25 protein-coding genes and 3 tRNA genes are annotated in these 26,947 nt (G+C 65.0%); 12 read left to right on the forward strand and 16 right to left on the reverse strand.

The genetic code is table 11. From position 1 onward, the window contains the following. Nucleotides 1-11: 11 nt before the first annotated feature. Complete coding sequence (selD, locus tag C7449_RS11090) at nucleotides 12-1,061, reverse strand: selenide, water dikinase SelD (RefSeq protein ID WP_108002873.1); 1,050 nt, start codon at nucleotides 1,059-1,061, stop codon at nucleotides 12-14. Nucleotides 1,062-1,294: 233 nt separating this feature from the next. On the opposite strand from selD, the gene C7449_RS11095 reads away from it, so the two are divergent. The 4 genes from C7449_RS11095 to C7449_RS11110 all read left to right on the forward strand — a co-directional run bounded on the left by C7449_RS11095 (nucleotide 1,295) and on the right by C7449_RS11110 (nucleotide 7,750). Then, a complete protein-coding gene (locus tag C7449_RS11095) occupies nucleotides 1,295-2,494 on the forward strand; it encodes an efflux RND transporter periplasmic adaptor subunit (RefSeq protein ID WP_108002874.1) in 1,200 nt (399 codons plus the stop codon). A 56-nt stretch (nucleotides 2,495-2,550) separates the two neighbouring features. Beyond that, the gene (locus tag C7449_RS11100; RefSeq protein ID WP_108002875.1) at nucleotides 2,551-5,688 is read left to right on the forward strand and encodes an efflux RND transporter permease subunit; all 3,138 of its coding nucleotides are present in this window, start codon (nucleotides 2,551-2,553) and stop codon (nucleotides 5,686-5,688) included. A gap of 257 nt (nucleotides 5,689-5,945) precedes the next feature. Next, a complete protein-coding gene (locus tag C7449_RS11105; RefSeq protein ID WP_108003191.1) occupies nucleotides 5,946-6,395 on the forward strand; it encodes a DUF2231 domain-containing protein in 450 nt (149 codons plus the stop codon). Beyond that, the gene (locus tag C7449_RS11110) at nucleotides 6,392-7,750 is read left to right on the forward strand and encodes a PQQ-dependent sugar dehydrogenase (protein WP_108002876.1); all 1,359 of its coding nucleotides are present in this window, start codon (nucleotides 6,392-6,394) and stop codon (nucleotides 7,748-7,750) included. The genes C7449_RS11105 and C7449_RS11110 overlap by 4 nt, the downstream gene beginning before the upstream one ends. 94 nt (nucleotides 7,751-7,844) lie before the next feature. Here the strand turns inward: C7449_RS11110 and C7449_RS11115 are convergent. Beyond that, a tRNA-Pro gene (locus C7449_RS11115) sits at nucleotides 7,845-7,921 on the reverse strand. Between the two features lie 95 nt (nucleotides 7,922-8,016). Next, on the reverse strand, nucleotides 8,017-8,292 hold the full coding sequence (locus C7449_RS11120; RefSeq protein WP_108002877.1) for a hypothetical protein: 276 nt from the start codon (nucleotides 8,290-8,292) through the stop codon (nucleotides 8,017-8,019). A 338-nt stretch (nucleotides 8,293-8,630) separates the two neighbouring features. Between C7449_RS11120 and C7449_RS11125 the strand changes: the two genes are divergently transcribed. The 4 genes from C7449_RS11125 to C7449_RS11140 all read left to right on the forward strand — a co-directional run bounded on the left by C7449_RS11125 (nucleotide 8,631) and on the right by C7449_RS11140 (nucleotide 10,631). Continuing rightward, complete coding sequence (locus C7449_RS11125; protein WP_108002878.1) at nucleotides 8,631-8,936, forward strand: ETC complex I subunit; 306 nt, start codon at nucleotides 8,631-8,633, stop codon at nucleotides 8,934-8,936. Between the two features lie 18 nt (nucleotides 8,937-8,954). Next, nucleotides 8,955-9,031 (forward strand) — tRNA-Arg (locus C7449_RS11130). Nucleotides 9,032-9,212: 181 nt separating this feature from the next. Next, a complete protein-coding gene (gene aqpZ, locus C7449_RS11135; RefSeq protein ID WP_108002879.1) occupies nucleotides 9,213-9,935 on the forward strand; it encodes an aquaporin Z in 723 nt (240 codons plus the stop codon). 372 nt (nucleotides 9,936-10,307) lie between these two features. Next, the gene (locus C7449_RS11140) at nucleotides 10,308-10,631 is read left to right on the forward strand and encodes a c-type cytochrome (RefSeq protein ID WP_108002880.1); all 324 of its coding nucleotides are present in this window, start codon (nucleotides 10,308-10,310) and stop codon (nucleotides 10,629-10,631) included. Between the two features lie 56 nt (nucleotides 10,632-10,687). Here C7449_RS11140 and C7449_RS11145 read toward each other — a convergent pair whose 3' ends face one another. From C7449_RS11145 to C7449_RS11170, 6 genes are all read right to left on the reverse strand, one after another. After that, nucleotides 10,688-11,650, reverse strand: a complete 963-nt coding sequence (locus C7449_RS11145) for an ABC transporter ATP-binding protein (RefSeq protein ID WP_108002881.1) — start codon at nucleotides 11,648-11,650, stop codon at nucleotides 10,688-10,690. Further along, nucleotides 11,647-12,555 carry an ABC transporter ATP-binding protein gene (locus tag C7449_RS11150; RefSeq protein ID WP_108002882.1) on the reverse strand — a complete coding sequence of 303 codons (909 nt, stop codon included), beginning with the start codon at nucleotides 12,553-12,555 and terminating at the stop codon, nucleotides 11,647-11,649. Before C7449_RS11150 ends, C7449_RS11145 begins: the two co-directional genes overlap by 4 nt. Further along, the gene (locus tag C7449_RS11155; RefSeq protein ID WP_108002883.1) at nucleotides 12,552-13,373 is read right to left on the reverse strand and encodes an ABC transporter permease; all 822 of its coding nucleotides are present in this window, start codon (nucleotides 13,371-13,373) and stop codon (nucleotides 12,552-12,554) included. The genes C7449_RS11150 and C7449_RS11155 overlap by 4 nt, the downstream gene beginning before the upstream one ends. A gap of 5 nt (nucleotides 13,374-13,378) precedes the next feature. Beyond that, entirely contained in the window at nucleotides 13,379-14,314 is a 936-nt protein-coding gene (locus C7449_RS11160) for an ABC transporter permease (protein ID WP_108003192.1), read from the reverse strand. Nucleotides 14,315-14,410: 96 nt separating this feature from the next. After that, nucleotides 14,411-16,003, reverse strand: a complete 1,593-nt coding sequence (locus C7449_RS11165; protein WP_108002884.1) for an ABC transporter substrate-binding protein — start codon at nucleotides 16,001-16,003, stop codon at nucleotides 14,411-14,413. A 70-nt stretch (nucleotides 16,004-16,073) separates the two neighbouring features. Beyond that, nucleotides 16,074-17,702 (reverse strand): amidohydrolase, encoded by a 1,629-nt coding sequence (locus tag C7449_RS11170; protein WP_108002885.1) that lies wholly within the window; start codon nucleotides 17,700-17,702, stop codon nucleotides 16,074-16,076. A 183-nt stretch (nucleotides 17,703-17,885) separates the two neighbouring features. On the opposite strand from C7449_RS11170, the gene C7449_RS11175 reads away from it, so the two are divergent. Beyond that, nucleotides 17,886-18,827 carry a LysR family transcriptional regulator gene (locus C7449_RS11175; RefSeq protein ID WP_108002886.1) on the forward strand — a complete coding sequence of 314 codons (942 nt, stop codon included), beginning with the start codon at nucleotides 17,886-17,888 and terminating at the stop codon, nucleotides 18,825-18,827. 36 nt (nucleotides 18,828-18,863) lie between these two features. Here C7449_RS11175 and C7449_RS11180 read toward each other — a convergent pair whose 3' ends face one another. The 7 genes from C7449_RS11180 to C7449_RS11210 all read right to left on the reverse strand — a co-directional run bounded on the left by C7449_RS11180 (nucleotide 18,864) and on the right by C7449_RS11210 (nucleotide 24,503). Next, on the reverse strand, nucleotides 18,864-19,664 hold the full coding sequence (locus C7449_RS11180) for a M55 family metallopeptidase (protein WP_108002887.1): 801 nt from the start codon (nucleotides 19,662-19,664) through the stop codon (nucleotides 18,864-18,866). Continuing rightward, nucleotides 19,661-20,698, reverse strand: a complete 1,038-nt coding sequence (locus tag C7449_RS11185; RefSeq protein WP_108002888.1) for a DmpA family aminopeptidase — start codon at nucleotides 20,696-20,698, stop codon at nucleotides 19,661-19,663. The genes C7449_RS11180 and C7449_RS11185 overlap by 4 nt, the downstream gene beginning before the upstream one ends. 100 nt (nucleotides 20,699-20,798) lie before the next feature. After that, the gene (locus C7449_RS11190; protein ID WP_108003193.1) at nucleotides 20,799-21,650 is read right to left on the reverse strand and encodes a D-amino-acid transaminase; all 852 of its coding nucleotides are present in this window, start codon (nucleotides 21,648-21,650) and stop codon (nucleotides 20,799-20,801) included. 141 nt (nucleotides 21,651-21,791) lie between these two features. After that, a complete protein-coding gene (locus C7449_RS11195) occupies nucleotides 21,792-22,892 on the reverse strand; it encodes an alginate lyase family protein (RefSeq protein ID WP_170115862.1) in 1,101 nt (366 codons plus the stop codon). Nucleotides 22,893-22,969: 77 nt separating this feature from the next. Next, nucleotides 22,970-23,221, reverse strand: coding sequence for a hypothetical protein (locus tag C7449_RS11200; RefSeq protein WP_108002890.1), 252 nt, complete (start codon nucleotides 23,219-23,221; stop codon nucleotides 22,970-22,972). A gap of 203 nt (nucleotides 23,222-23,424) precedes the next feature. Further along, nucleotides 23,425-23,925 (reverse strand): DUF192 domain-containing protein, encoded by a 501-nt coding sequence (locus C7449_RS11205; RefSeq protein WP_108002891.1) that lies wholly within the window; start codon nucleotides 23,923-23,925, stop codon nucleotides 23,425-23,427. Further along, complete coding sequence (locus tag C7449_RS11210) at nucleotides 23,925-24,503, reverse strand: cold-shock protein (RefSeq protein WP_108002892.1); 579 nt, start codon at nucleotides 24,501-24,503, stop codon at nucleotides 23,925-23,927. The genes C7449_RS11205 and C7449_RS11210 overlap by 1 nt, the downstream gene beginning before the upstream one ends. Nucleotides 24,504-24,699: 196 nt before the next feature. On the opposite strand from C7449_RS11210, the gene C7449_RS11215 reads away from it, so the two are divergent. The 3 genes from C7449_RS11215 (at nucleotide 24,700) to C7449_RS11225 (ending at nucleotide 26,946) form a co-directional block, all read left to right on the forward strand. After that, entirely contained in the window at nucleotides 24,700-25,140 is a 441-nt protein-coding gene (locus tag C7449_RS11215) for a VOC family protein (RefSeq protein WP_108002893.1), read from the forward strand. Between the two features lie 470 nt (nucleotides 25,141-25,610). Further along, nucleotides 25,611-26,777, forward strand: a complete 1,167-nt coding sequence (locus C7449_RS11220) for a YcbK family protein (protein WP_245414358.1) — start codon at nucleotides 25,611-25,613, stop codon at nucleotides 26,775-26,777. A gap of 97 nt (nucleotides 26,778-26,874) precedes the next feature. Then, nucleotides 26,875-26,946: transfer RNA gene (locus C7449_RS11225), tRNA-Glu, on the forward strand. Nucleotide 26,947 lies beyond the last annotated feature (1 nt).

Genomic DNA, 26,947 nt, shown 5'->3' on the forward strand with positions numbered 1-26,947 from the left:
GACGGAAACCCTCAGGGAACGACCTGAATTCCAGCGCTTCCCTGCTGCGCGGTTCCGACGATGCTGGCGAGCGGATAACCGGCGCGCCGGACTTGCTCGACCAGGGCATCGGACCTTTCCGGTGCGCACGCGACCAGAAGCCCGCCCGAGGTCTGCGGATCGGCGAGCAGCAGGCGCTGCCAGTCCGGCAAGTCTTGCGGCAACACCACGTCGGCCCCGTAACTCGCCCAGTTGCGTTCCGAGGCCCCGGTGACGAAGCCCTGTTGCGCCAGCCGCTCCGCCTGCGACAGACAGGGTATGGCGGACCGGCGAAGGGTGAGGGACAGGCCGGATGCACGCGCCATCTCGAGCCCATGCCCGAGGATGCCGAAACCCGTGACATCCGTCAGCGCGTGCACGTCGGCGTCGGCCGCTAGGTCCGCACCGATGCGGTTGAGCAGCGTCGTCGATTCTATCATCTCCTCGTAGCAGCCCTCCGGCAGCACATTCTTCTTGATGGCCGCCGAATAGATGCCGACGCCGATGCCCTTGGTCAGGATCAGCCTGTCGCCGGGCCTTGCGCCGCCGTTGCGGCGTACCTGCTCCGGGCGACAGATGCCGATGACGGCTAGTCCGTAGATCGGCTCGACGGAATCGATGGAATGCCCGCCGGCAACGGGAATCCCCGCTTCCGCGCAGATGGAAGCGCCGCCTTCGAGAATGGCGGCGATCGTCGCCGGGTCGAGCTTGTTGATCGGCATGCCGACGATCGCCAGTGCCAGGATCGGCTTGCCGCCCATGGCGTAGATGTCCGAAATGGCGTTGGTGGCGGCAATCCGCCCGAAGTCGCGCGGGTCGTCGACGATCGGCATGAAGAAATCGGTCGTGGCGATCACGCATGTCTTGTCGTCGACCTGCCACACCGCGGCGTCGTCGGCCGCCTCGTTGCCCACGAGGAGCTGGGCAAAGGGCTGTGCAGCCGGTTGCGTGGCAAGCAGCTTCTGAAGGACGGAGGGCGCCAGCTTGCAGCCACAACCGCCACCGTGAGCAAGTTCGGTGATGCGAGGAACGATGCTGTCCATGGATCCTCCTGACCAGTCCTTCAGGCTCGCCGTTACCTTAACAGGGCGGGCACGAAAGCGACACCCGCAACCGTGTGCAAATCAGGGCAGCCCCCTTCCCAGCCCAAAGCCGACACGTTCGCGCCCTCGCCACGCGTCGCTGGCCGTTGGTCAGGTTAAATCTCTGTAATCTGCTTGAATGCGCCGAACTGACGGAGCAAGTATGGCGGATGGGCTAAGCCCCGGAGGCCTTCATGGTCAACAAACGCGCCGTACTCGTGGTTTCGCTCATCGCGCTTCTCGGCGCTTCGGGTCTCTACGGACTGTATGCCACGCCGGGGGCGGACAAGACGGCCTACGCCACATCCACGGCCTCCACCTCGCCCGCCGGGGCGCGAGGCGAACCGGGCGGGGCGCACGGAGCCGGCATAACCGTGCAGACAGCGATCGTGGAGAACCGGGATTTCCCGGTCGTCCTTCATACCTTCGGCCATGTCCAGGCGCCCCAGACCGTCGCCGTTGCCGCGAGGACAGCGAGCCAGATCACCGCAATCCACGTGAAGGATGGCCAGATGGTCCGGGCCGGCGACCTCCTGTTCAGCCTCGACGATCGCCAGGCGAAGGCCGACCTCGCCCGAGACCAAGCCATCCTTGCCAAGGATAACGCACTGTTGGCGGCGGCGAATACCGGGCTTGAAAGGGCACGCACCCTGCGCGATGAAAACACCGGCACCCAGCAGGCCTACGAGACCGCCCTCTCCGTCCAGAAATCCACCGAAGCCACGATCGCCGCCGATCAAGCGACGATCGATGCCGACCAGGTCGCGCTCAGCCTCTTGCAGATTCATGCACCGATCGACGGCCGGCTCGGCACGGTGCAGGTGGCGATCGGCGATCTCGTCGGCCAGTCAGGCACCGCGTCGACCAGCCTCGTGACGATCACCGCGGTCGATCCGATCGATGTCGACTTCACCCTGCCGGAAGACCGCCTGCAGACCTTCAAGCAACTGCTGGATAGCGGCGCAAGGCCGCAGGTGGTGGCAAAAGTCAGCGGTACGGACACGGTGATCGGCCAGGGAATGCTCGATTTCATCGATTCGGCCGTCGATACCGCATCCGGCACGATCAGGATGCGCGCAACCTTCGAGAACGGTGCGCAGAAGCTCTGGCCCGGCCAGTATGTGGATGTGGACGTGGAAGAAGAGACCCTGGCGCAGGTTCCGGTCGTCCCCACCGTCGCGGTGCAGTTCGGACAGAGCGGCCCCTATGTCTACCGCCTCAAGGATGACGATACCGTCGAAGTGCGCCCGATCGCCGTGGCCGCCGACGACGGAACCAGTTCTGCGATCAAGGCGGGCCTTTCTTCCGGCGACCGGATCGTGATCGAGGGACAGTCCCGCTTGAAGCCGGGCGAGCGGGTGTCGGTCGCGTCGGCTGCGCCGGCGACGGGTTGATAGATTAATCGGTACCGCCGGTACGCCCCGCAATTCCGGCCCTGGAATATACGGCCATGACCTTGTCCGAGTTCTGCATTCGTCGCCCGGTGGCAACCGTGCTTCTGTCGGTGGCATTGGTGATCGCCGGTCTGTTCGGATATCTGGGCCTGCCGATCGCGGCGCTGCCGCGCACCGACTTTCCGGTCATCAATGTGTCGGCCAGCCTCCCCGGGGCGTCGCCGGACACAATGGCCACCTCGGTCGCGACACCGTTGATCAAGCAGTTTGCCACGATTGCCGGGATCAGCACGATCTCGACGACCAACGCGCTCGGCTCGACGTCCATTTCCATCCAGTTCGATCTGGGCCGCAACATCGACGCTGCCGCGGCCGACGTCCAGGCGGCGATCACCCGAACCCTCAGGACCCTGCCGCAGGACATGCCGGCACCGCCGAGCTACCGCAAGGTCAACCCGGCCGACGCGCCTGTTCTGCTGCTGGCGCTGCGAAGCCAGACGGTGCCGTTGACGCAGCTCGATGCGATCGCCCAGCAGGTGATCTCGCCGACGCTCTCGACGCTCGAGGGCGTTGCCGAAGTGTCGATCTTCGGCAGTCAGCAATACGCGGTTCGCATCCAGATCGACCCGGATGCGCTCGCCGCGCGCGGCATCTCCCTCAATGACCTGAAGGCGGCGGTTGCTTCGGCAAACGACAGTTCGCCGCTTGGCACCGTGCAGACCCGCGCCCGGCAGATGGCCATCGTCGCCAACACCCCGCTCGACAATGCCGCCGCCTTTTCCAGGGTCGTCGTCAAGAGCAAAGACGGCAGGACCGTGCGCCTCGGCGAGGTGACCAAGGTCATCGATTCCGTCGCCAACAACCAGACGTCAAGCTGGAGCGACGGCGAGCGCGCGATCATTCTGGCAATTCAGCGCCAGCCGGATGCAAACACCGTGGCTGTAGTGGATGCGGTGATGGCGAAGCTGCCATCGCTGCGCCAGGCCTTGCCGGCGGCAGCCACGATCGCGCCGTTGAACGACCGCTCGGCGTCGATCCGCGGCGCGGTGCGCGACGTGCAGCTGACGCTGGCACTGACCGTCGGTCTCGTCATCCTCGTGATCTTCGCCTTCGTCCGCCGGCTTTACGCGACCTTGATCCCGGCGCTTGCCGTCCCGGTATCGATCATCGCCACCTTCGCAGCGATGTATGTCCTGGGCTTTTCAATCGACAACATCTCTCTCATGGCACTGACCCTGTCCGTCGGCCTGGTCGTCGACGATGCCATCGTCATGCTGGAAAATATCGTCCGGCACATGGAAGAGGATGGAAAGCCCGCGCTCGCAGCTGCCCTTGCCGGCTCGCGGGAGATCGGTTTTACGATCATTGCAATCTCGCTGTCGCTCGTAGCCGTCTTCATTCCCGTCCTGCTCATGGGGGGCGTGATCGGCCGCATTTTCAACGAGTTCGCTGTCGTCGTCACCGTCGCGATCCTCGCATCCGCGTTCGTTTCGCTGACGTTGACGCCGATGTTGGCCTCCCGCCTGCCGGATAAACCCGCTGCTGGCATCAGCAGCGGACTTGCCGGACGACTGGACAGGACATTCGAGCAAGCCTTCGACGCCATGTTGCAGGGCTATAACCGGTCCCTCAAGGTCTGCCTGCGTCATCGGCCGACGATGCTCGTGCTGTTCCTCGCAACGTTCGCCATTGCCGCTTATCAGTTTGCCACGATCCCTAAGGGCTTCTTCCCGCAGGAAGACATCGGCCAGCTGCTGGTGACGACCCGCGCCCGTGAGGACGTCTCCTACGCCGCCATGTCGGACCTGCAAGCCAAGGTGGAGGCGGTCTTCGCCGCCTCGCCCTATGTCGCCCATGTTGCAAGCTCGGTCGGCACCGCCGGCGGTGCCGCAGCCGGCCTCAATTCCGGCCGGCTGTTCGTCGAGCTCAAGCCGAAGAACGAACGCCCGCCGCTGCAGGTCGTGTTGTCGAAGCTTCGAGCCCACCTTGCGACCGTCCCCGGCATCCAGGCTTTCATGACGCCTGCCCAGAACCTCTCTGTCGGATCGCGTGCCTCGGCGAGCCAGTACCAGCTGATCGTGCAAAGTCTCGACGAGGGCATCATGAACAGCTGGGCCGACAAGCTCTACGAGGCGATGCGCGGCGACCGGGCCTACTTTGCCGACGTGAGCAGCGACCTCCAGAACAATGCGCCGCAGACGAGGCTCGTCGTCGATCGCGACAAGGCCTCGGTGCTCGGCGTCAGTGCCGGCGAACTGCGCTCGACGCTCTATGACGGATTCGGCACGGAGCAGATCTCGACGATCTACACGCCGAGCGACAGTTACGAGGTCATCATGGAACTGGATCCGGCGATCAACTGGTCCGCCGCAAGGCTGGCGGAGTTGCAGGTCGGGACCGCTGGCGGCGGCGTTGTGCCGCTCGGTGCCTTTGCGCGGATCGAGACCATGCCGGGACCGCTGACCATCAACCAGCTCGGCCAGTTGCCGGCCGTCACCATCTCCTACAACCTTCCCGATCGGGTGGCGCTCGGCGACTCCGTTCGCGAGATCGACCGCCTGAAGGCGGAAATCGGCCTGCCGCCGGATGTGACAACGCGCTTTTACGGAACTGCGCAATTGTTCCAGGACGCCGCCGCCAACCAGGGCCTGCTGATCCTGGCGGCCGTCGTGACCATCTACATCGTCCTCGGCGTCCTCTATGAGAGCTTCATCCACCCGCTCACCGTGCTGTCGGGGCTGCCGTCGGCGGCGTCCGGCGCACTGCTGGCGCTGTGGCTGTTCGGGTTTGATCTCTCCATCATCGCGGTGATCGGCCTGCTGATGCTGATCGGCATCGTCAAGAAGAACGCGATCATGATGATCGACGTTGCGCTGTCGCTGCAGCGAGACGGCAGCCCGGCGCTCGAGGCGATACACCGGGCCTGCCTGATGCGTTTCCGGCCGATCATGATGACCTCGGTCGCCGCGATCATGAGCGCCCTGCCGATCGCACTCGGAACCGGCGCCAGCGCCGAACTCAGGCAGCCGCTCGGCGTGGCGGTCGTCGGCGGGCTGCTGGTGTCGCAGCTTCTCACCCTTTACGTGACGCCCGTGATCTATCTCTTCATGGAGCGCCTCAAGACCTCGGTGCCGCACCTGTTCACGCGGCGCAACCGACCGGCCCCGGATCGCGGCAGCGTTGCCCTTGAATAGAGCGGAATGCGTGCCTTGGACCGAGGTTGAAACCGGCGCTGACCGACACCCGCGGCTCCAGGCATGCCTGCCGGTGATCGCCAGGGCGCATATACGGCAGGACAATGCGCTGTCGCGCCTGGTCCCGATCGCGGCCGGCGGCTGGCCGGAACCTATTTACGCGCCCGGTGGATACACTCGATATTTGCATGACCATGCACGGAACATTGCGCCGAAGACCGAGTTTCACCGCCGTCAGCTACATGCGGATGATGACGATGACCTACGCGAGACCCTCCGCCAAGATACTGATTCCGCCCCGCCCCTTGCGCTCCATTCTTCTTCACTTCTCCGCCGCCTGCTTCACGGGTGTCCTTGCGACCGACATCGCCTATTGGATGACGGCGGAAATGACGTGGGCCGATTTTTCGGCGTGGCTGCTCGCGGCGGGCCTGCTCGTCGGCGGCCTTGCCGGCATGGCCGGCATCATCGACATCGCCACCGGAAGGCTGCCGCTCCGCCAGGGCGTCGGATGGCTCTACGTGCTGGGCAATATCGCCGCCTTCGTCATCGCGCTCTTCAACGCCTTCATCCACAGCCGCGATGCCTGGACGTCGGTCGTACCGACCGGAATGACGCTCTCGGCTGTCGTCGTCGTTCTGATGGTCATCAATGCCGTCCTCGGCCGCATCGTCCAACGCCAACGTTTCGAGGTTTTGACGCCATGAGCAGCCTTTCGCTTCCGAGCGGCGGCCGAGCCGTCGCCGTCGTGCTTCTTTGCGGCTGCGGTCTAAGTCTGGCGGCCTGCAGCGAGAGCGAACCTGTTCCGGACAGCGAAATAGGGTCCAATCCGAAACTTCCCGCCCTCAAGCAGTACCTTCTCCCTCCGATGCACGTGGCCTCCGTCGTGGGCTGGAAGGAGAACGAGACGCCGGTCGTGCCGAAGGATCTGCAGATCAAGGCGCTCGCTACGGGCTTGAAGCATCCGCGCTCCGTCTATGTTCTGCCGAACGGCGATGTTCTCGCAATTGAGTCGGTTGCCCCGCCTGAGACGGCCGTGAAACGCCCCAAGGACATCGTCATGGCCTGGGTCGAGTCGGTTGCAACATCCGGCGGGGGCGACAGCAGCAAGGAAAGCAACCGGATAACGCTGCTGCGGGATAGCAACGGCGACGGCGTGGCCGACGTCAAGGAAACCTTCCTGGACCACCTCAGTTCGCCGTTCGGCGTGGCGCTCGTGGGCAACGACCTCTACGTCGCCAATACCGATTCGATCGTGCGCTACCCCTATCAGCCGGGCGAGAGGAAAATCACCGCGCCCGGCACCGTGGTGACCAAACTGCCGGGCGGTCCGATCGATCATCACTGGACGAAGAGCCTCGTTGCCAGTGAGGATGGCAAGCTTCTCTATGTCGGCGTCGGCTCGAACAGCAACATCACGGAAAACGGCCTCGAGGCGGAGAAGGAACGGGCCGCGATCTGGGAAGTCGACCGGGAAAGCGGCCGCCACCGCATTTTCGCCGACGGGCTGCGCAACCCCAACGGATTGAGCTGGGAGCCGCAGACCCACGCTCTTTGGGCCGTCGTCAACGAGCGCGACGAGCTCGGACCCAACCTCGTCCCCGACTACATGACCTCGGTCAAGGACGGCGGCTTCTACGGATGGCCCTACAGCTATTTTGGCCAGAACGTCGATCCGCGGGTGATGCCGCAGCGGCCCGATCTCGTCGCCAAGGCGATCGTCCCGGACTATTCCCTGAGCTCCCACGTCGCCCCGCTCGGCCTGGCCTTCTACAGCGCAACCAACCTGCCGGCCGCCTACCAGGGCGGCGCCTTCGTGGGCGAGCATGGAAGCTGGAATCGCGACAAGTTCAATGGCTACAAGGTTGTGTTCGTTCCCTTCAAGGACGGCCGTCCGAACGGCGAGCCTCGCGACGTCGTCACGGGCTTTCTGCAGGACGAAAACAAGACCCATGGCCGCCCCGTCGGCCTTGCCGTGGACAAGTCGGGCGGGCTGCTGGTCGCCGACGATGTCGGCAACACGGTCTGGCGCGTCACAGCGGCAGCCGCACCGGGAACTTGAGTTTGCAGCTTTGAGGAGAGGGCCGCGAATCCGTCCGCCGCGGGGACGAAGACTAGCTAACGATTCGGCCTGAAATTAGAGGGTGATATGACGGTGGTCGGAGTGGAGAGATTCGAACTCCCGACCCTCTGGTCCCAAACCAGATGCGCTACCAGGCTGCGCTACACTCCGCCGTTCCGTGCAGGCGGAGATACACGCATCCGGCAAAGCCCGCAACAGCAAATATCGACCGCAACCCGACGTGAGCGCAACGACATCCACAGCCGTCAATGCGAATGAACGGAATACTCCAGCACCAGCCGCTGGGTCAGCAGCAGCGATCGGTCGGGCTGGATGACGTAGGTCTCCTCGACGGTGCGGCCGTACTGGTCGGTAAAGCGATGATGGAACCAACTGCCGACCGGCGCCTTCGTCAGCTTCGAGCGGGGTTGTCCGCCATAGGTGATGCTGCCGGGGATCGGCTCGGGGTAGATGTTACCGCCCTGCGTCACGCAGCCGGCCAGGCCGATGGCGGCTGCGCAAAGAACAATCGGCGTTCTCATCGTTTGCCAGCTCCCATCCGCATCGATGCGTCGCCACGAGAGCGCAGGCCGTCCCATGGCCGGCACCGCGACGTGGCCCTCTCATGATAGCGACCCGCAGGGCGTTCGCGACAGCCGCCTGCGCCGGCCGTCGCTGATGGCATGGCTATCCCGTTGAAATGCGTCCGGTCGGATGCTAAGGACTGGCGCAGCAGAGGGCGGTTCGGCCCGCCGCGCGAGCCGTGCGCTCGTCCGGCCGGCTTTGCGGGAAACGTCCGATGCGTTTGCCGTGCGGTGACTGCGCCATTCCGGTGCACGTCGAAGCGGCACATGTGAAACCGTCGGAGCCAGACAAACCCATGACCGCGAAGATCTACCGCCCCGCCAAGACCGCCATGCAGTCCGGCAAGGCGAAAACGCAACGATGGGTGCTGGAATTCGATCCGGAGCGGCCGCGCACCATCGATCCGATCATGGGCTACACCAGTTCCGGCGACATGCGCCAGCAGGTGAAGCTGTTTTTCGACACGCGCGAACTGGCCGTCGCCTATGCCGAGCGCAACGGCATCGCCTACCGGGTGATCGAGCCGCACGAGCCGACGCCCAAGAAACTCGCCTACCCGGACAATTTCCGCTTCAACCGGATCCAGCCCTGGACGCATTGACGGCGGGTTGATGCACACGACCCCTTAGCTCAGCTGGATAGAGCAAGTGCCTTCTAAGCACTAGGTCGCAGGTTCGAATCCTGCAGGGGTCGCCACCACCCGCCCAGATGTTCCGTCCACTGGCCGATGGTGACAGAGGTCGCGGGGCTTGAGGTTCTTCGCAGCGCTTCGACGCCCAAGAGTCGCATTGCGATGATATCGTCGCTCTCGACTTGCCGCTCCAGTTGGCGCCATATATCCGGAAAGCGGGATGGCGAACTGAGAGTGGACAATCTCATGGCTGACTCACGTAAATATGCGGCCGAGGCGATCGGTACGTTCTGGTTGACGTTTGGCGGGTGCGGCTCCGCTGTTTTGGCAGCGGCGTTTCCCACCCTGGGCATCGGGCTTCTCGGCGTCTCGCTGGCCTTCGGCCTCACCGTAGTCACCATGGCGTATTCTGTCGGCCACATCTCGGGCTGCCACCTCAACCCGGCGGTTACGGTCGGGCTGGCCGCCGGGGGCCGCTTCCCGGCTTCGCAGATTGTTCCTTACGTGGTTGCTCAGATCATTGGCGCCATCGTTGGCGCTGCACTCCTTTATCTCATTGCCAGCGGCACTGCGGGGTTCGATGCCGTCGCCAGCGGATTCGCGGCAAACGGGTACGCGGAACACTCTCCGGGCAAGTATAACCTTACCTCTGCGTTCGTCACCGAATTCGTGATGACGCTGATGTTCCTGTTCATCATCATGGGATCAACGCATGGCAAGGCGCCCGCGGGCTTCGCACCGCTGGCCATTGGAGTTGGGCTCACCCTGATCCATCTGGTGAGCATTCCCGTGACGAACACCTCGGTCAATCCGGCACGCAGTACCGGACCGGCTCTTTTCGTCGGCGGCTGGGCACTGCAGCAGCTCTGGCTTTTTTGGATTGCCCCGCTGGCCGGTGGTGCAGCCGGCGGGGTGCTCTATCGCTGGATCAGCGCCGAGCCCTCTGCACCTGTGATTGGGGACGTATAATCGCGCCGATAATTCGGCTGACTTCCTTACGCTTCGGTTCCTGCCCCATAATGTGCCTTGGCCAAGCGTCCCGCCCCAACTCCCCGCGATCCGATGCCCGAGCGTATCGAGCCTCGCTCGCCGCCCTCAAACCCGTCCCGCCGCCCGGTGACGATTGGACCTTCGAAGTCAATGTGCGCGCGTGTGCGGGTCGCTCTGCTGCGGTGAAAGAGGGTGTGGCGGCAGCCTCCGCCATTGCTGGACACAGCCCGATTTTTGGCATCATATCACGACGTCGGACGCTAGCGAATCCATACCCTGGATGCATTCGCAAAGCCGAAACCGCCAAATATTGACGACAGAGCTTCTGGTGTAACAAGGAGACGCCTTGCGATGCATGCAATACGCGCTTTCCAATGTGCCGGTGCCGTTACTCTTGCCCTGATGGGCGTCGGCGAGAGCGTCGCGGCCGATGCGGCCCGGGGCCGTGACATCGCGCAACGCTGGTGCAGTGAGTGTCACGTCGTGGCGCCAGGCCAAAGCCACGGTACCGATGGCGTGCCGACGTTCGCCCAGATCGGTCGATCGGAACGATTTGACGAAGGCAGCCTGTCGGCTTTCCTGGCGGCGCCGCCCCACTCCCGGATGCCCAACCTGTCGCTCACACGTTCAGAGATCGCCGATCTCGCGGCGTACATCAAGGCAAAACAGCCCTAGGCGCCGCGACGATCACTTCAGAACCCGGCGACCCTGGCCGACGCGTTCCCGCAGTGTCAATGCGCCGCGGCGAGACGGACCTTGTGACCCGGCGCGAACTCGACCAGTTCCGACGGCGCCGGTCGGACGAAAACGTCCGGCGCCACGCTGCCGTCGGCCACGAATGCCCGTCCGTCCAGCATCGGCAGGTCGGCGGACCGCTCCGATCTTTCGCTGCGCCGTAAGGCCACGTCCGGATCGGGAATGGCCGCAATCAGCCGGCGCGTGTAGGGGTGGGCCGGGGTTTCGAAGATCTGCCGCCAGCCCCCCTCCTCCACCACCTGGCCGGCGAACATGACGAGCACCCGGTCGCTCATGTGCTCCACCACGCTCAGGTCGTGGCTGATCATCAGATAGGACAGGCCGCGCTTTTCCTGCAGGTCCAGGAGAAGGTTGATGATCTGGGCCCGGATGGAGACGTCCAGCGCCGAGACCGGCTCGTCCAGAACGACGATCTCGGGCTCAAGGATCAGCGCCCGGGCGATGCCGATGCGCTGGCGCTGGCCGCCTGAAAACTCATGCGGATACCGGTCGGCCTGTTCTGGGGTGAGGCCGACGTCGGCGAGCATCGCCTCGATCCGGTCGGAAATCTCCGAAGCGGATTTGATCCCGTGCAGCCGCAGCGGGGCCGAAAGCGACGTCCTGACCGTCTGGCGCGGGTTCAGCGAGGCATAGGGGTCCTGGAACACCATCTGCACGGCCCTCGCCCGCTGCATCCGCCCCGGCCCACCGGCCCCGCTGAACGGTTGGCCACGGTACCGGATTGAACCTTCCGTCGCCTCCTGCAGCCCCAAAATCGACAGCGCTGTGGTCGACTTTCCGCAGCCGGATTCGCCGACGATCGACAGGCATTCGCCCTTTGCCAGATCGAAGCTGATGCCGTTGACGGCATAAAGCGTCCGCCTGCCCCCCAGCAGGCCGCCCCCGGCGATGGGAAAACGCACATGCAGGTCATCCACCTGCAGCAGCGGGGCGGTCATGGCTGGCCTCCTTCCGCAGCACGCGGAGCGATGAATCGCGTTTCGGTGAGCTTCGAGCGGTCGCTGATGATGCTGTCGATATCCACCAGCCGTTGCCTTCCATGCTGGCTGCGGCTGCCCAGCCGCGGCAGCGCGCCGAGAAGGCCGCGCGTGTACTCGTGCCGGGGATCGCCGAACAGCGCCTGCGTCTCGTTCTCCTCCACCAGGCAGCCCGAATACATCACGCCCACCCGCTGGCAGGTGCTGGCGATCACGCCGAGGTCGTGGCTGATGAACAGCACCGCCGTGCCGCGTTCGGCGCAAAGCTCCTTGATCAGGCGCAGCACCTCGGCCTGGACGGTCACGTCGAGCGCCGTGGTCGGCTCATCGGCGATCAAAAGATCGGGATTGCAGGCCAGCGCCATGGCGATCATCACGCGCTGGCGCAGCCCGCCCGACATCTGGTGTGGAAAATTCCGGGCCCGCCGGTCGGGATTGGGCACCCGCACGCTCGCCAGCGCGTCGACGGCAAGCCGCTGCGCCTCGTCCCAGCCCTTGCCCTGATGCAGCACGAACATCTCGGCGATCTGCCGGCCGACGGTCGACAGCGGGTTCAGCGCCGTCATCGGCTCCTGGAAGATCATGGCGACGCGGTTGCCGCGCAGGCGGCGCATCTCGCGTTTCGATAGTTGCAGCAGATCCTGGCCCTTGAACAGGATCTCGCCGCCCGCCACCCGCAGAGGCTTCTTCAGCAGCCCCATGACGGCCAGCGACGTCACGGATTTCCCGGAGCCGGATTCGCCGACCAGGCCATAGGCCTCGCCCGGCATGATCTGGAACGAGACCTCCTTGAGGATCGGATGCGCCCGGTCCCCCAGCCTTGCAGCCACCTTCAGGCCGCGGACATCGAGAAGCGGTGCGGTCATGGGTTGCGCGTCCTCATATGCGGATCGAGGCTGTCGCGCAGACCGTCGCCCAGAAGGTTGAATCCGAGCACCGACAGGAAGATGGCAAGGCCCGGGAAGACCGCCACCCACGGCGCCATCTGGATCAGCTGCCGCGCATCCGTCAGCATCGACCCCCAGCTCGGGAACGGCGGCTGGATGCCGAGCCCCAGGAATGACAGGGCAGCCTCGGACAGCACCGCCGAGCCCATGCCGAGCGTCGCCATGACGAGGATCGGCCCCATCATGTTGGGCAGGATCTGCGTGAACATGATGCGCAGGTCGCCGTAACCGAGCGTCTGTGCCGCCTGCACGTAGCCCTGCGACTTCAGCGACAGCGTCGAGGAGCGGGCGATGCGGCAGGTCCAGCTCCAGTTCGTCAGCCCGAGCGCGATCAGAAGCGACGGCAGGCCCGGTCCCAGCACGGCCATGACGGCGAGCGCGAAGATCAGCGAGGGGATCGCCAGCATCACGTTGGTCAGCCCGTTCACCAGGTCGTCCCACCAGCCGCCCCAATAGCCGGCCGTCATGCCGAGCGTGACGCCGATGATGGAGTTGATGACCTGCGAGACGATGCCGACCGTCAGCGAGATCTGGGCGCCATAGAGGATGCGGCTATAGACGTCGCGCCCCTGCCCGTCGGTGCCGAACCAGAACGTCGCGTCGGGGGGCAGTTCGGAGTTCATCAGGTCGGCGTCGAGCACCGGGTCGAAGGGGGCGATCCACGGGGCAAGAATCCCCGCCAGGATCACCAGCGCCGTCAGGGTGGCGCCGAGCATGAAGTTGAAGCCGAAACGCATCCGCGTCACTCCTGCTTGATGCGCGGATCGATCGCGGCATAGATCAGATCGACGGCGGTATTGATGATGAGGAACCAAAGCACGATGACCAGGATCGTGCCCTGCACCACCGGGATGTCACGGATTGCCACGCTGTCGACCAGCAGCGAGCCGATGCCGGGCCAGGCGAACAGTTTTTCGATCACGACGGCCTGCCCGATCAGCGAGCCGAACTGCAGGCCGACGGTCGTGACGATCAGCACCAGCGCATTGCGCGCCACGTGCCAGCGCACGACCTTGGCCTCGCTCATCCCCTTGGAATGGGCGGTGCGGATGAAATCGGCGTTGAGCACATCCAGAACCCCGGCCCGCGTCGTCCGTGCCAGCAGCGCCAGCGGGGTGACGCCAAGCGTCACGGCGGGCAGGATGAGGTTCTGCAGCGATCCGTCGCCGTAGCCGAAGCTCGGCAGCCAGTTCAGTTGCAGCGCGAAGACATACATCATCAGCAGCCCGAGCCAGAACTGCGGCATGGAAAGGCCCGACACCGCACCGATCATCGTCACCGTGTCGAGAACGGATCCGGGGCGCAGCGCTGCGAGAAAGCCGAGCGGCACGCCGACGAGCACGGCAAACACCATGGCGGCGATCGCGAGCTGCAGCGAGGCCCACATGCGGTCGTTGATGAGGTCGATGACCGGCTGTCGGGTGCGGAAGCTGGTGCCGAGATCGAACCGGGCCAGATCGGTGACATAGGTCACGAACCGTTCCATCAACGGCTTGTCGAGGCCCAGTTCCTGGGTCAGGCGGGCCATCATCTGCGGGTCGGCGGCGCGTTTGCCGTCGGCGAAGAGGCTTGCGGCGAAACTGCCGGGCACGACGCTGAAGATGACGAAGATCAACAACGCCACCACGATGACCGTCGGCACAATCTGCAGGTTGCGTCGCAGCGCGAAACGAAGCATGAGCGATTCCTGTTGGGTCGCCATCCTGGCGAAAGACAGCCGTATCCGATCCGGTGGCCGCGGATGTTTCCCGCGGCCACCGGCATGACGCTCGTGTTACTTGCGCGATGCAGGCGCCGTGTCGTCGATCCAGATCTCCTCATAGGGCTGGACCGCCAGTTCATTGGCGTTCGGAACCAACCCGTGGACCCATGGCTGGTAGGCCATGACGGCCTTGTTGTAGTTGAAGAACCAGACCGGCGCGTCGTCCTGCACGATGTTGTTGGCCTGGCGCAGGAGGTCGTTCTGCTTGGCCGGATCGCGTTCCTGCTGGGCAGCCTCATACAGCTTGTCGAATTCCGGGTTCGAGTAGCTGGTGTAGTTGCAGGCCGACTGCTGCGTCTTCGAGTAGTAGCAGCGCATCGCATTCAGCGGATCGGGACCGGAGAGGTTCGACCAGATGAAGGCCTGGAAGTTGTTCGACGTCACCGCGTCGCCCAGCGCCGAGCTTTCGACAGGCTTCGGCTTGACGGTGATGTTGACCTTCTTCAGCATCGGCAGGATGGCTTCGACGATCGGCACGCCCCAGCTTTCGTTCGGGCTTGCGGTCACCTCGAACTCGAAGCCGTCGGCATAACCGGCTTCGGCCAGCAGCGCCTTGGCCTTTTCCGGATTGTAGTCATAGGGCGCCTTGTCCTTGTCGAAGGCGGGCGAGGAGATCGGCAGCCAGCCGGAGGCCGGATAGGCCTTGTTCTTGACCAGCCGCTCGATGATCAGCGGCGCGTTGATCGCGTGGTTGATCGCCTGGCGGACCCGCTTGTCCTTGAAGGGCTCAAAGGCCGGGTTGAAGCCGATATTGCGCGTATAGACCTCGGCGACTTCCAGCAGGTGGTCCTTCAGCGCGTCCTCGCCCTGATAGGCCTGGTACTGGGTCGGCCCGAGAACCGACACGTCGATTTCCTTGTTGCGGAACGCCACGTCGCGCGCCGCATCCTCGGCCATCAGCACGATGTTGACGCGGTCGAGATAGGGCTTGCCTTCCTCGTAGTACTTGTCGAACTTCTCGACTACCACCTGCGAGCCCGGCACGTGCTCCCTGAAGACGAAGGGGCCGAGACCGACCGGGTTCTTGGCGAAGGTGGATTCGTCTTCGATGTTCGACGGATAGATCGCCGTCGTGTTCTGCATCAGCGGGAAGCCCGGATTGATCGGCCCGGTGAAGGTGATCTCCAGCGTGTGATCGTCGATCTTCTTCAGGCCACTGATGTCCTCGGCCTTGCCGGCGATGAAGTCCTCCGCTCCCTTGATGTTGGCGACGAAGCTGGCGCCGGGGAAGGCATTCTTCGGACTGGCGATGCGCTTGTAGCTGTAGATGATGTCATCGGCCGTCAGCGGCTTGCCGTTATGGAACACGGCGTTCTGGCGCAGGTGATAGGTGTAGGTCGTGCCGTCGTCCGAGACGTCGGCCGAAGTCGCCAGTTCCAGGACCGGCTTGTTGTCGATCGAATCCCAGCTGTAGAGCGCCCGGTGGATGGCCTGGGTGATGAATTCTTCCTGGGTGTTCGGGCTCGCCTGGATATCGAGCGTCGCGAAGCTCGATCCGTAGGGCGCGGTGAAGACCAGTGTTCCGCCGTAGCGCTCGCCCTCGGCCAGCGCCGCGGACGCAACGCCAAGGCTGAGCATGGCGGCAAGTGACAGTCTCTTCAGCATTCTGTTCTCCCTCGTTGTGCCGATCGCCGTCCGGCTTCGGCATTATTCACTTTAGTCATTCCGGCAGGTGTCAGCCGCGCGCATCGTGCACGACACGGCCTGCAAGCAGGGTCAGGAGGCAGCGGGTGCCTGACAGGATGGTTTCCGGCGGCGCGGTCAGCAGGTCGTTGTCGAACACTGCGATGTCCGCCCACTGGCCGGGCACGAGCCGTCCCTTGACCGCTTCCGCCTTCTGCGAATAGGCGCCGTATTCGGTGAATGCCTGCAGCGCCTCCTCACGGCTCAGCCGCTCGGACGCGTCCATCAGCGTGCCCTTCCCCGTCTGGCGCGTGATCATCGCATAGAGGTTCGGGAACGGATCCGGCGAGCAGACCGGCGAATCCGAACCGGTCGACGGCCGCAGCCCCATGCGCGCCCACGTGCCGATCGGGTACGACTGCATGCCGCGCTCCTCCCCGAGCACGGAAATGTAGCTGTCGCCGAAATCGTGGATGAAGGCCATTTGCGGCGCCGGCAGGATACCCGCCGCCTGCATGCGTGCATTCTGGTCGGGGGTTGAATAGCCGCAATGCTCGACGCGATGGCGGCGATCCGGGTCCGGATTGGCAGCCAGCGCCTTTTCATAGGCGGTGATGAGCTGCTCGATCGCCCCGTCGCCGATGGCGTGGCAGGCCATCTGGTAGCCCCGGTCATGGCAGGACTTCACGATGTCCTGGACCTGAGCGTCGGGCAGCATTTGCACGCCGATGTTGTCGGGTTCGCCCTCGTAGGGGCTCGACATCCAGGCGGTGCGCCCGCCGGCCGACCCGTCGAGGAAGATCTTCACGCCGCCGACCCGCAACATGTCGTCACCCGCACCCGAGATCAGGCCGGCGCGCCAGCAGTCCTCGACGATCGAAACGCCCGGATCGCCGAGAAGCGTCAGCCAGACCCGCACGGGCAGCCGCCCGGCGAGCTTGGCCATCTCGTAGGCCTGGATTTCGGCAAGCCCGGCGATCTGCCCGACGGCGGCATCCATGCAGCTGGTGATCCCGAACGACAGCAGATACTTCCCTGCCCGCTCGATGCCGGCGATCAGCTCTTCCGTCGTGGCCGGCGGCATGGCGGCCTTCAGGAGGTTCTGGGCATTTTCCGCAAGGAAGCCGTTGAGCTTGCCGTCGGTCAGGCCGATCACGCCGCCTTCCGGCACCGGCGTCACCTCGGTCACGCCGGCCAGTTCGAGCGCACGGGAATTGGCGATCGCGACATGGCCGCAGGCCCGCGTCAGCAGCACCGGATGGTCGGGCACCGCGCTGTCGAGCTCCTCGCGCGTCGGATGCCGGCCGATATCCAGCTTGACCTGATCATAGCCGCGGGCCCGGACCCAGCCGCCCTTCGGCGTCTTCGCGGCGCGTTCGGCGAGTTTCTCCATCAGTACGGCGAGGGTCGGCGCGGCGGCCGGCGTGGCATCGACCCAGCCCATGACGATGCCGGTCGCAATCAGATGCAGATGGTTGTCGATCAGTCCGGGGCTGGCAAAGCGGCCCTCCAGATCGATGGTCTCGGTCCGCGGCCCCTTCAGGCCCATGATCTCGGCATTCGTCCCGGTTGCGAGAACCTTTCCCTGCCAGACGGCGACCGCGTTGCTGATGCCCTCCTCCCGGCCGCACCAGATACGGCCATTATGAAGGATAAGATCAGCTTCAATTCCGAATGCCATTCACAACTCCCCCTGTCGGCACCGGACGACCAGCGCCAATTTCCTCCAGCTGCAACGTGTGATTTTGCAGCAGCCTTGGCCAATTCGCTTTTGGCAAAATCCCATGCGAAATTGGCATACTCATTTTGAAAGAAACACTTATGATCCCCGGTCACAGGCGAACAGCGAGGGGAGAGCGGGAAAATGGAAATCAAGTGGCTGGAGGATTTCGTCACGCTTGCCGACACATCCAGCTTCTCGCGCGCCGCCGAACTGCGCAACGTGACGCAACCGGCCTTCAGCCGTCGAATCAAGCAGCTCGAGGGCTGGCTGGGCGCCACCCTGATCAGTCGCGCCACCATGCCGGCCGAACTGACGCCGGCCGGGCGGAACTTCCTGCCCGTCGCCGAGGAAGCGATCCGGACGTTCTATGCGGCCAGGGAAGCGCTGCGCCCCCCGCACGAACCCGGCCTGATCCGCTTTGCCGCGCTCCACACACTGACGGTGACGTTCTTCCCGCGCTGGCTGAAGGGGCTCGAGAAGGCCGGCGGGCTCTTCAGTACCTCGTTGATCCCCGACCGCGGCGGCATCGAGGCCAATCTGGACGCCCTCGTCGACGACGAAGCGGATTTCTTTCTTACCTATGCCCATCCGGAAGTGCCGTTCCACCTGGATCGCGGCAAGTTCCAATCGCTCACCGTCGCCCACGACCGGCTGGTCCCGCTGGTGGCGGCCGAAGTCGAGATCGCCGGCAGCACGCAAGCGGGCCGCAACCTGCTGGATCGGGCCGTCGCACAGCCGCGCCTGGCGATTCCCTATCTCAGCTACGGGTTCAATTCCTTCTTCGGCGTGGCCCTGGCGCGGCTCTTGCTGCGCCGGCCGCCCTTCCGCCGACGCACGACGCACGAGGCGACGATCAGCGCCGGCCTGATGAACCTGGCGCTGACCGGCGCCGGGGTATGCTGGCTGCCGGAAAGCCTGGCGCGCGAACAGGTGGAGGCCGGGCGTCTCGTGCCCGCCTCCGCAGATGACGGCTGGAATCTCGACCTCGAAATCCGCCTCTACCGCCATGCCGGCAGTCGCAACCGCAAGGTCGAGGACCTGTGGCGTACGGCCCGGCAAATGCTGGAATTCGAAGTAGCCTGAAGGCGAACGCGCGCGTGGAGTGCCCGAACCCGAACCCTACGCCTTCATGAACACGAGCGCCCGCAGGATTTCCGCGAAGTCGGCATTGGCGAAGGCCACGGCACGGGGCCCATGCGCCCTGGCGCCTGGATACCAGCCAGCCCGGTAGGCATCGGTCGGATTGTTGAACTCGATCACCACCTCGTAGCGCTCGGCCCGCGCGGGAAGCGCCCGGGTGAAGTCGCCCGACAGCGCCGCCGCCACGCCTTCGCGGATCAGCCGGCGCGACCAGGCGGGCGAGATCGATGTCGAGGCACGGCCCCTGCCGTCCAGCGTCTCGACCGTGGCCAGCCCCCGCACCGCCTCCCGAGCCTCCGCGCAGATGCCGGCATCGCCGGACAGGAAGACGGATGGCACGCCATAGCCCGCCGCACACAGCGCGTTGATCGTGAACTCCGAGGCCACCTCCCCGTTCAGAAGCAGACGCGAAATGCGCAGGTTGTTGGTGTGGGCGAGCGGATTGACTTCGCTGCCTGCCTTGGAATGGTAGCCGGTATAGATCGCCGCGGCGAACCCGGCATCGAGCCCGAACATCATCCCGTCGGGATGGCCGGACCAGCCCCGGACGATCCGGACATAGTCCGGCAGCCGCTCGAGGATCAGGTTGCGGCCGCTGTCGTGGGCGTCCTTGATCACCACCTCGGTCGCGCCGGCGGCGCGCGCGCCTTCGCAGGCGGCGACCACCTCCGCGGTCATCAACGCCCGGAACTCGGCCCAGTCGGAATGCGTGCGTTCGGCCTCGTCCCAATGGGCGATGCCTGCCGTGCCTTCGATGTCGGCGGAGATGAAGACTTTCATGACAGCGGGTTCTCCTTCAGCCAGTCGGCAAGGGCGGGATAGATGCGGCCGTTGCGCGCCGCGGTCGCCGGCGCCGTGCAGAGCGCGTTGAGAACCGCCTCCTGCGTGCTTTCGGCGGCAGCGCGGAAGGCGATGTCGATGAAGTCGTCGGAAAGCCGCTGCTGGCTGGCGATCGGCGCGGCGGGATCATGTTCGACCGGATCGGCGGTCGTGAAGCACAGGCAGACGTCGCCGCTGCCATGCCCCCAGAAGGCACCGAGCCGTGCAAGGCCCGCCCCGCCACGCCGCGCCACGCGCTGCAACTGCCGGTCTCCCAGCGGCAGGTCGGTGGCCATGACGACGATCACCGAGCCGCGCTCGGGACTCGCCGGCACGCGGGGATCCGGGCGCCGCCCGTCGGGTAGGACGAGATCGCCCGCCGCGCCGAAGTTCGCGAGCACGAGCGTACCGAGCGTGAAATCGCGTTTCCCCACCCGCATCAGGCGTGAGGCGGTGCCGATTCCCGCCTTGAAGCCGAACGCGGTCATGCCCGACCCGGCCCCGACCGCCCCCTGCTCCACCGCACCGGCCCGGGCGTCGTCCAGCGCCGCATCGGCATCGGCCGCGGTGACGGCCATGGCCTGGATATCGTTGATGCTGCCGTCATTGCATTCGCAGACCAGCGGGTTGACGGTCGAGGTCTTTCGCCCGATGGCCGGGTTGGCGGCGATGGCGCGGCGGATCAGCGCTTCGGTACAGGCGGCGACGCCAAACGTATTGGTCAGCAGGATCGGCGTTTCGATCGTGCCGAGCTCCGCCACCTGCATCAGGCCCGCCGACTTGCCGAAGCCGTTGATGACCTCGACGGCGGCGCGCGGCTTGAGGCGAAAAATGTCGCCCGGATGCGGGATTATGGCCGTCACGCCGGTGGCAATGCCCTCGCCCCGCAGCGAGCGGTGCCCGACCGTGACCCCCGTCACGTCGGTGATCGCATTGTTCGGTCCGGCCGCCAGCTTGCCTTTGGGCATCAGCCCCAGTTCCCGTGCCGTTTTCATGTTCGTCCCTTCGAACGCCGTTGACGTTCCCTACTGGATGACTGCCGAAAGTGTGTCGCCGTCTCGCTTCAGCAAGGCGGACGCGCCATTCACTCTGCCTTTAGGCAGGAACGCCGGCCGCTTCCAGATAGAGGGCCTGCAGCCGCCTGGTGATAGGGCCTGGCTTGCCGTCCCCGATTACCCGGTCGGCGATGCGCACGACCGGCATCACCAGGCTGGTGGCGGAGGTCTGAAAGGCTTCCGCGGCGCCCTGCGCCTCTTGGGGCGTGAAGGCGCGTTCCTCGATGCGCACGTCATGCATGGCGCAAAGGCGGGCGAGGGCCCGCTGCGTGCAGCCCGGCAAGGTCGCCTGCGAAGCGGCCCGGGTGAGGATCCGCCCGTCGGCGGTAACGACATAGGCGGTCGACGACGCCCCCTCGGTCACGAGCCCGTCCTCGACCAGCCAGACGTCGTCGAAGCCGCGCGCCCGCGCTGCCTGCTTCGCCATTACCTGTCCGAGCAGCATGGTTGTCTTGATGTCTCGCCGCTGCCAGCGCGGATCGGCGGCCAGGTCGACAGAGATGCCGTCGCGCTGGGTCTTGGTGCCGACCATTGTCTTCGCCTGCGTGAAGCCGATGAGTTTCGGCGTCATGTTCTCGGAATAGAGAAAATCGCGATCCGCCTCGCCTCGCGACACCTGAAGATAGACGGCCCCCTCATGCAAGGCGTTGCGGGCGATCAGCTGCGACTGGACCTCCACGATCTGCGCAAGCGACTGGGGCAGTGGAATCCCAAGCGCTTTCAATGAGCGCTCGAGACGGGCGAGATGCAGGTCGTTGTCGACCATCCGCCCCTCTATCACCGCCGTCACCTCATAGACCGCGTCCCCGAACAGGAAGCCACGATCGAAAAGTCCGATCCGGGCCTGTTCCTCCGGGACGAAATCACCGTGGACATAGACGATCCTGCCCATCTGTTCCTCATAATGCATCCGTTGCGTCGGCGCGGACATTGGTGCGCCTTGCGGCGGCTGACCAATTCATTTTGGGCAAAAGTTCATGCAAAAATCGCCTGACCCTATATCCTTCAGCAGGTTAGCGGCGGTTTTCGTCTTTTACGGCCCACCATGCGTGATCGCGGTGCCCTCCGGGAAAAGGCCGGACATGCGCGGCGGGCCGCTGTCCATCACTTCATGCAACTCGCGCAGCTTCACCCTGCCGTCGGTCGCGTAAAGGCGCAGTGCGATCGGTGCGAAGCCATCGATCAGCCGCTTGGCGCGGCAGTCCCGGGCATCGGACACTTCGTTCAGGGCCCGTGCCATGTATTCGATGCCGGCGGCCAGCATCGGTGCCGCCTCGCCCGGCCGGCGCAGCGTCGCCAGGGTGCTCCTGCCCGTCTGGTTCATCTCGATCTCGGCCGCCTGAGTGAAGCCGACCAGCGAATATTGCGGATGGTTGCAGTCGCGCTGGCGCAGTTCCTTTACCTCGCCGTCGGGATGGATGATCTTCGGCATCAGCTCGCGCATCTGGCGCAGCCCCGATTCGTAGAGTGGCCGGTCGTTGTCGAACACACCGAGGGTGACGTCGGCCAGGGCGGCGGAAACGCCCTGGTTGCTCGGCTTGTTGTGCATCTCGGCGATCTGGTCGTGCATGCGCTTCACGAAGCGGCGAAACTGCCGGACATCGTTGTCCTTCCATTCGGTTCGCACGTCCAGCCGGGGCCTATAGGACAGGATGATTTCGGCGGCGTTCGTCCAGATCGGAACCGCCCAGGCCGCTTCCAGGCGCTCCTGCTCGGGCCATGTCCCGACGTCGTTCTGCAGCGCGACGAAGGTTTCCGCCCAGGCGTTCATGATCGCGATGGACGTGGCGCGATAGCGGTCGTCGCCGGCCTCGACCCAGCGCAGCGCCGTGAAGTAGGCGGCGATCGTATCGTTTCGGAAACGCCGTTCCTTGGGATTGGTGCCGCCGGCGGTAACGACCACATAGGCCATCGGTTGCGGCTGATAATCGGCCGCAAAGCGATGGTCCTTCTGCAGCAGCCGGGAATAACTCTCCCGCCGGGCCGAGTTGCCGTTTGCCGTCTCCAGCTGCGAAAGTTCGTTGAGGCTCTTGCCGGAGTTGATCAGGCCGGGGTGGACGAAGTCGGCCGCGAGCGCGGGCACGGTCAATGCCAGGGAGATGACGATGACTACCGGAAATCGGAGCAGGTGCATGTCCATTCTCCTCTTGTGCGCTGCCAGCGCGCCACCCGAGGCCTGCACCATCCGGTGCCATGAACCGGCCCGCTTCGTCAGGCCGGCTCACCACCCGGCGGATAATGGGTGCGCTGCTTGAATGCGAACACGTTGCCGCAGCGGCATCGGATCATATAGCGGGCCGGATCGCTGGAAGCGCGCTCCGTCGAGAACCCGGAGGGCATCTCATCAACCCTGAAACCAGGGTTCTTGCGCCTAGGATCGTCGTCTTCCGACGCTTCGGCGAAGCCCGCACGTCCACATCTGGAGCATTCGAGCTTTCTCGAGTATCGATCGCGCGCTGCCATTTCGTCGTCCCGCTTGTCGTTCGGGGAAGCTATTAAAGCAGATCGGGCAAAAAGCACGCAATCTTCCCTGAGATTTTGGCCTTATGCATGGCTTTGTGCGGAACCGCCGCGCTCAGGCGAGATGCGGCAGAATTTTGCAGGCTCGCCACAGGCCGCAGGCACTTGAAGGCAACGAACACGCCCTGCCCCACCCGCGCATAGGCTCAGGGCCCGTCGCCTGCATTGCGGATCGTTTCGCTTTCGACCGTGTCACCGATCTTTATGCCGCGGGTCCGGACCGTCCCGGCGTTGAGTTCCACCACGAAGGCGACCGGCACCTGCGAATCGATGATCGTTTCGGATTGCGGCTCGGCATTCTCCCGGATCGTCCGGATCGTGCCGCCCCTGTCGATGAAGAGCATGTCCAATGGCAGGTAGGTGTTCTTCATCCACATCAGCACCTGCCGCGTCTGCCCGAAGGAGAACAGCATGCCACGGTCGGGCGCCATCGTGCGCCGGTTCATCAGTCCCTGGGCGCGCTGGCCCGGCGTCAACGCCAGTTCGACGGTGAATTCCTGCCGCTTGCCGTCGGCGGTGATGATCGCCAGCGGCTCCTCGCCGAACACCTCCTGCGCAACGACCGCGACCGGTGCCTGCAGCGACAAAAAAAGCGCCACGAGGGCGCTGCGGCCTGCAAGGGCAGGCAGGCGATCGAGGATCGCCATCAGTGCGCCCGGTTCCCCGGCGCCGGATTGTCTGGATGGATCTCGGCAGCCATGAGCCCCTTTTCGCCGTCGCCGAAGCGCACGAGCACCACCTGTCCGGGGCGCAGTTCGGTCAGGCCGAAGCGGCGCAGCGTCTCCATGTGGATGAAGATGTCCTCGGTGCCCTCGCCGCGGGTCAGGAAGCCGAAGCCCTTGGTGCGGTTGAACCACTTGACCAGCACCCGCTCCAGGCCGCTCGTCGGCGTGACCTGCACGTGCGTCCTGACCGGCGGCATCTGTGAGGGATGGACGGCAGTGGACTGGTCCATCGACAGGATCCGGAACGCCTGATAGCCCCGCTCGCGGCGCTGGATCAGCGCCACGACGCGCGTTCCCTCCAGCACCGTCTGGTAGCCGTCGCGGCGCAGGCACGTGACATGGACGAGGACGTCCTGCATACCGTTGTCCGGCACGATGAAGCCGAAACCCTTGGCGACGTCGAACCATTTGATGACGCCGGTGATCTCGATCAGGTCGACCGCATCGCCACCCTGGTCATCACGCCCGGTGATTTCCTTCGTCGACATCCTGTCCGCCATGACCTGCCGCCCCTCGATTACGCGTCACATGATTTACGGTTAACTGATTCTTGCCGATCAGAATAACATCGTCCCGTCTTGAATGGACAAGTCCTCACGAAAAGTTTTGCCCGTCCGCTGTTACGATGCGAGGCTTGCCTCTGGCTTGCGGTGGCCTATCTTTGCGCGCATCACCGATCTGACCCGAGGACTTTTCATGCGCTATCTTCACACAATGGTTCGCGTCACCGACATCGAGCAATCGCTGCATTTCTACCGCGATCTGATGGGTCTCGTCGAAACCCGTCGCATCGAGAACGAGAAGGGACGCTTCACGCTGATCTTTCTCGCCGCCCCTGGCGACGCCGAGACCGCCAGGCAAAACGCCGCGCCCTGCATCGAGCTTACCTACAACTGGGATCCGGAGGCCTATACCGGCGGACGCAACTTCGGCCACCTCGCCTATGAGGTAGACGACATCTATGCTACCTGCCAGAAGCTGATGGACAACGGCGTGACGATCAATCGCCCGCCGCGCGACGGCCACATGGCCTTCGTCCGCTCGCCCGACGGCATCTCCATCGAGCTCCTGCAGAAGGGCGGCAGCCTCTCCCCGGCAGAACCCTGGCTGTCGATGCCGAATACCGGCGTCTGGTAAGCCTCGCGCAACGCCCACCCCCTAATTTCTCGAGCAAGCAAACACCGGTGCCGGAAGTCTACTGCGACCTTAGGCACCGGCGTTAGCCAGAGGGCCGTGCCTGCAACGCATGCACGTGGCCTCGTCATGCTTTCGCCGTCCTGCGCCCGGACCCTGCCGTGGCCGCCGGCGACGGAATGATTCGCTCATGAGTGAAGGGCTCCGCTCCCGCTCGTCGGCCTCATTCCGGTGCATTGGTCTCGTCGCCCGCACGTTCGTCGCGGGCCATGGGAAAACGCAAGGCATAGGCCTTCGGCGTCATGCGTTTTTCCGATTCGAATGACGTCGGGTCGGCGACGATCCGGCAGTGCAGAATGCAGGAGTGCGGCTTGCTGGTCTCACGAAAATCCGGCGGAGACGCTTTCCGCCTTCGGAGCGGTCTCCTGATCGCCGTCTTGGCTCTTTCCGGCTGCGTGTCCGCGACGGCAGACATGAGCGCGCAAGACAGTATCCCTTCCGTCGAGACGGCCGAAGGACCCGAACAGATCGAACAACCCGATGCGGCGGTGGCCGGCTACCGCGATCCGATGGTGACGGTGGCTGGAGCCGGCGGCGGCCGGACGGAATCGGCGGCGCCGGCCATGCCCGCCCAGCCGGCAAACCTCGCCGACGCGATCATGCAGCCGGCCCAGTTGAACGCTCACGCCGCGAGCATCTATGCACCGGCGGCCTCATCCGGCGCAGCTCCTGCCGCTGCGCCGCAGAACGCGGCTTTCAGCAATCTCTACCGGGTCGATGCCGCTGGCATGCCGGTTCAGGACGGCGCCGAGACAACCGGCTCGATCCCGTCCGCCGGCGCGCGCCGACCGGTGCCCGGCAGCGACAACGAGGCGTCGCTCGTGCCCTCGCACGTGCCGCTGCCGACAAGCGCCCGCACGGCCATGTTCGCCGAGGCGGATGCGGAAGCCGCACCCCAAGCATTCGAAGCCGCCGTCTCCGGCGTGCCAGGCGGTGGCGCCCCGCGGCAGGCGCCGGCCGGCGATCTCGACAAGACCCTGACCCTTGCGGCGCTCTTTGCCGCCAAGCGCAAGGCGGATCCCGCCCAGGGAGCGGTTCCGAAGAACGCCGCTAAGCCCGTCCTGAACCGCCATACGGCCGCCGCCGCCCAGCTTGCCTCGCTCGGCACCACCACCCTGCCCGAAGCGGATTTTGCGCCGCAGGACCATTCGGAAGCGGAGGAGGACGCCCCGCACGATCAGCCGACCGGCAACGGCGTGACGGAGGTCGCCTCGCTGGCGGGCCTTGCCCGCCTCTCGCCCAATGGCCTGTGGCTGCAGACCGAGAAGGTCGAAACCGGCTGCTTCAAGCCGCAGCTGCTGGACGTGCTGAAGACGGTCGAGAAGCACTACGGCAAGCCGGTCATCGTCACCTCCGGCGTCCGGCAGGTGAAAGGGGGACGCTCCCGCCAGTCCCTGCACACCAGCTGCGAGGCCGCCGACATCCAGATCGCCGGCGTCAGCCGCTGGGAGCTCGCCGAGTACCTGCGCGCAATGCCCGGCCGCGGCGGCGTCGGCACCTACTGCCACACCGAATCGGTCCACATCGACATCGGTCCGGAGCGCGACTGGAACTGGCAGTGCCGCGCCCAGCGCAAGTAACGTTCCGGGGCGGGCGGGCGGCCTGTGGATATCTTGCAGCGCCCCCTTCCTCGGGCCTTGCGCGAACCGCCCCGGCTGAGTAGAAGCACCCCCGCACGCGCCCTTCGTCTATCGGTTAGGACGTCAGATTTTCATTCTGAAAAGAGGGGTTCGACTCCCCTAGGGCGTGC

This window comes from Mycoplana dimorpha (genome assembly GCF_003046475.1).
Taxonomy (GTDB): domain Bacteria; phylum Pseudomonadota; class Alphaproteobacteria; order Rhizobiales; family Rhizobiaceae; genus Mycoplana; species Mycoplana dimorpha.

What these genes read in the sequence shown, in the direction of transcription:
- selD (WP_108002873.1), bottom strand. Translation starts at nt 1,061, where the DNA reads ATGGACAGCATCGTTCCTCGCATCACCGAACTTGCTCACGGTGGCGGT.
- C7449_RS11095 (WP_108002874.1), top strand. Translation starts at nt 1,295, where the DNA reads ATGGTCAACAAACGCGCCGTACTCGTGGTTTCGCTCATCGCGCTTCTC.
- C7449_RS11100 (WP_108002875.1), top strand. Translation starts at nt 2,551, where the DNA reads ATGACCTTGTCCGAGTTCTGCATTCGTCGCCCGGTGGCAACCGTGCTT.
- C7449_RS11105 (WP_108003191.1), top strand. Translation starts at nt 5,946, where the DNA reads ATGACCTACGCGAGACCCTCCGCCAAGATACTGATTCCGCCCCGCCCC.
- C7449_RS11110 (WP_108002876.1), top strand. Translation starts at nt 6,392, where the DNA reads ATGAGCAGCCTTTCGCTTCCGAGCGGCGGCCGAGCCGTCGCCGTCGTG.
- C7449_RS11120 (WP_108002877.1), bottom strand. Translation starts at nt 8,292, where the DNA reads ATGAGAACGCCGATTGTTCTTTGCGCAGCCGCCATCGGCCTGGCCGGC.
- C7449_RS11125 (WP_108002878.1), top strand. Translation starts at nt 8,631, where the DNA reads ATGACCGCGAAGATCTACCGCCCCGCCAAGACCGCCATGCAGTCCGGC.
- aqpZ (WP_108002879.1), top strand. Translation starts at nt 9,213, where the DNA reads ATGGCTGACTCACGTAAATATGCGGCCGAGGCGATCGGTACGTTCTGG.
- C7449_RS11140 (WP_108002880.1), top strand. Translation starts at nt 10,308, where the DNA reads ATGCATGCAATACGCGCTTTCCAATGTGCCGGTGCCGTTACTCTTGCC.
- C7449_RS11145 (WP_108002881.1), bottom strand. Translation starts at nt 11,650, where the DNA reads ATGACCGCCCCGCTGCTGCAGGTGGATGACCTGCATGTGCGTTTTCCC.
- C7449_RS11150 (WP_108002882.1), bottom strand. Translation starts at nt 12,555, where the DNA reads ATGACCGCACCGCTTCTCGATGTCCGCGGCCTGAAGGTGGCTGCAAGG.
- C7449_RS11155 (WP_108002883.1), bottom strand. Translation starts at nt 13,373, where the DNA reads ATGCGTTTCGGCTTCAACTTCATGCTCGGCGCCACCCTGACGGCGCTG.
- C7449_RS11160 (WP_108003192.1), bottom strand. Translation starts at nt 14,314, where the DNA reads ATGCTTCGTTTCGCGCTGCGACGCAACCTGCAGATTGTGCCGACGGTC.
- C7449_RS11165 (WP_108002884.1), bottom strand. Translation starts at nt 16,003, where the DNA reads ATGCTGAAGAGACTGTCACTTGCCGCCATGCTCAGCCTTGGCGTTGCG.
- C7449_RS11170 (WP_108002885.1), bottom strand. Translation starts at nt 17,702, where the DNA reads ATGGCATTCGGAATTGAAGCTGATCTTATCCTTCATAATGGCCGTATC.
- C7449_RS11175 (WP_108002886.1), top strand. Translation starts at nt 17,886, where the DNA reads ATGGAAATCAAGTGGCTGGAGGATTTCGTCACGCTTGCCGACACATCC.
- C7449_RS11180 (WP_108002887.1), bottom strand. Translation starts at nt 19,664, where the DNA reads ATGAAAGTCTTCATCTCCGCCGACATCGAAGGCACGGCAGGCATCGCC.
- C7449_RS11185 (WP_108002888.1), bottom strand. Translation starts at nt 20,698, where the DNA reads ATGAAAACGGCACGGGAACTGGGGCTGATGCCCAAAGGCAAGCTGGCG.
- C7449_RS11190 (WP_108003193.1), bottom strand. Translation starts at nt 21,650, where the DNA reads ATGGGCAGGATCGTCTATGTCCACGGTGATTTCGTCCCGGAGGAACAG.
- C7449_RS11195 (WP_170115862.1), bottom strand. Translation starts at nt 22,892, where the DNA reads ATGCACCTGCTCCGATTTCCGGTAGTCATCGTCATCTCCCTGGCATTG.
- C7449_RS11200 (WP_108002890.1), bottom strand. Translation starts at nt 23,221, where the DNA reads ATGGCAGCGCGCGATCGATACTCGAGAAAGCTCGAATGCTCCAGATGT.
- C7449_RS11205 (WP_108002891.1), bottom strand. Translation starts at nt 23,925, where the DNA reads ATGGCGATCCTCGATCGCCTGCCTGCCCTTGCAGGCCGCAGCGCCCTC.
- C7449_RS11210 (WP_108002892.1), bottom strand. Translation starts at nt 24,503, where the DNA reads ATGGCGGACAGGATGTCGACGAAGGAAATCACCGGGCGTGATGACCAG.
- C7449_RS11215 (WP_108002893.1), top strand. Translation starts at nt 24,700, where the DNA reads ATGCGCTATCTTCACACAATGGTTCGCGTCACCGACATCGAGCAATCG.
- C7449_RS11220 (WP_245414358.1), top strand. Translation starts at nt 25,611, where the DNA reads ATGAGCGCGCAAGACAGTATCCCTTCCGTCGAGACGGCCGAAGGACCC.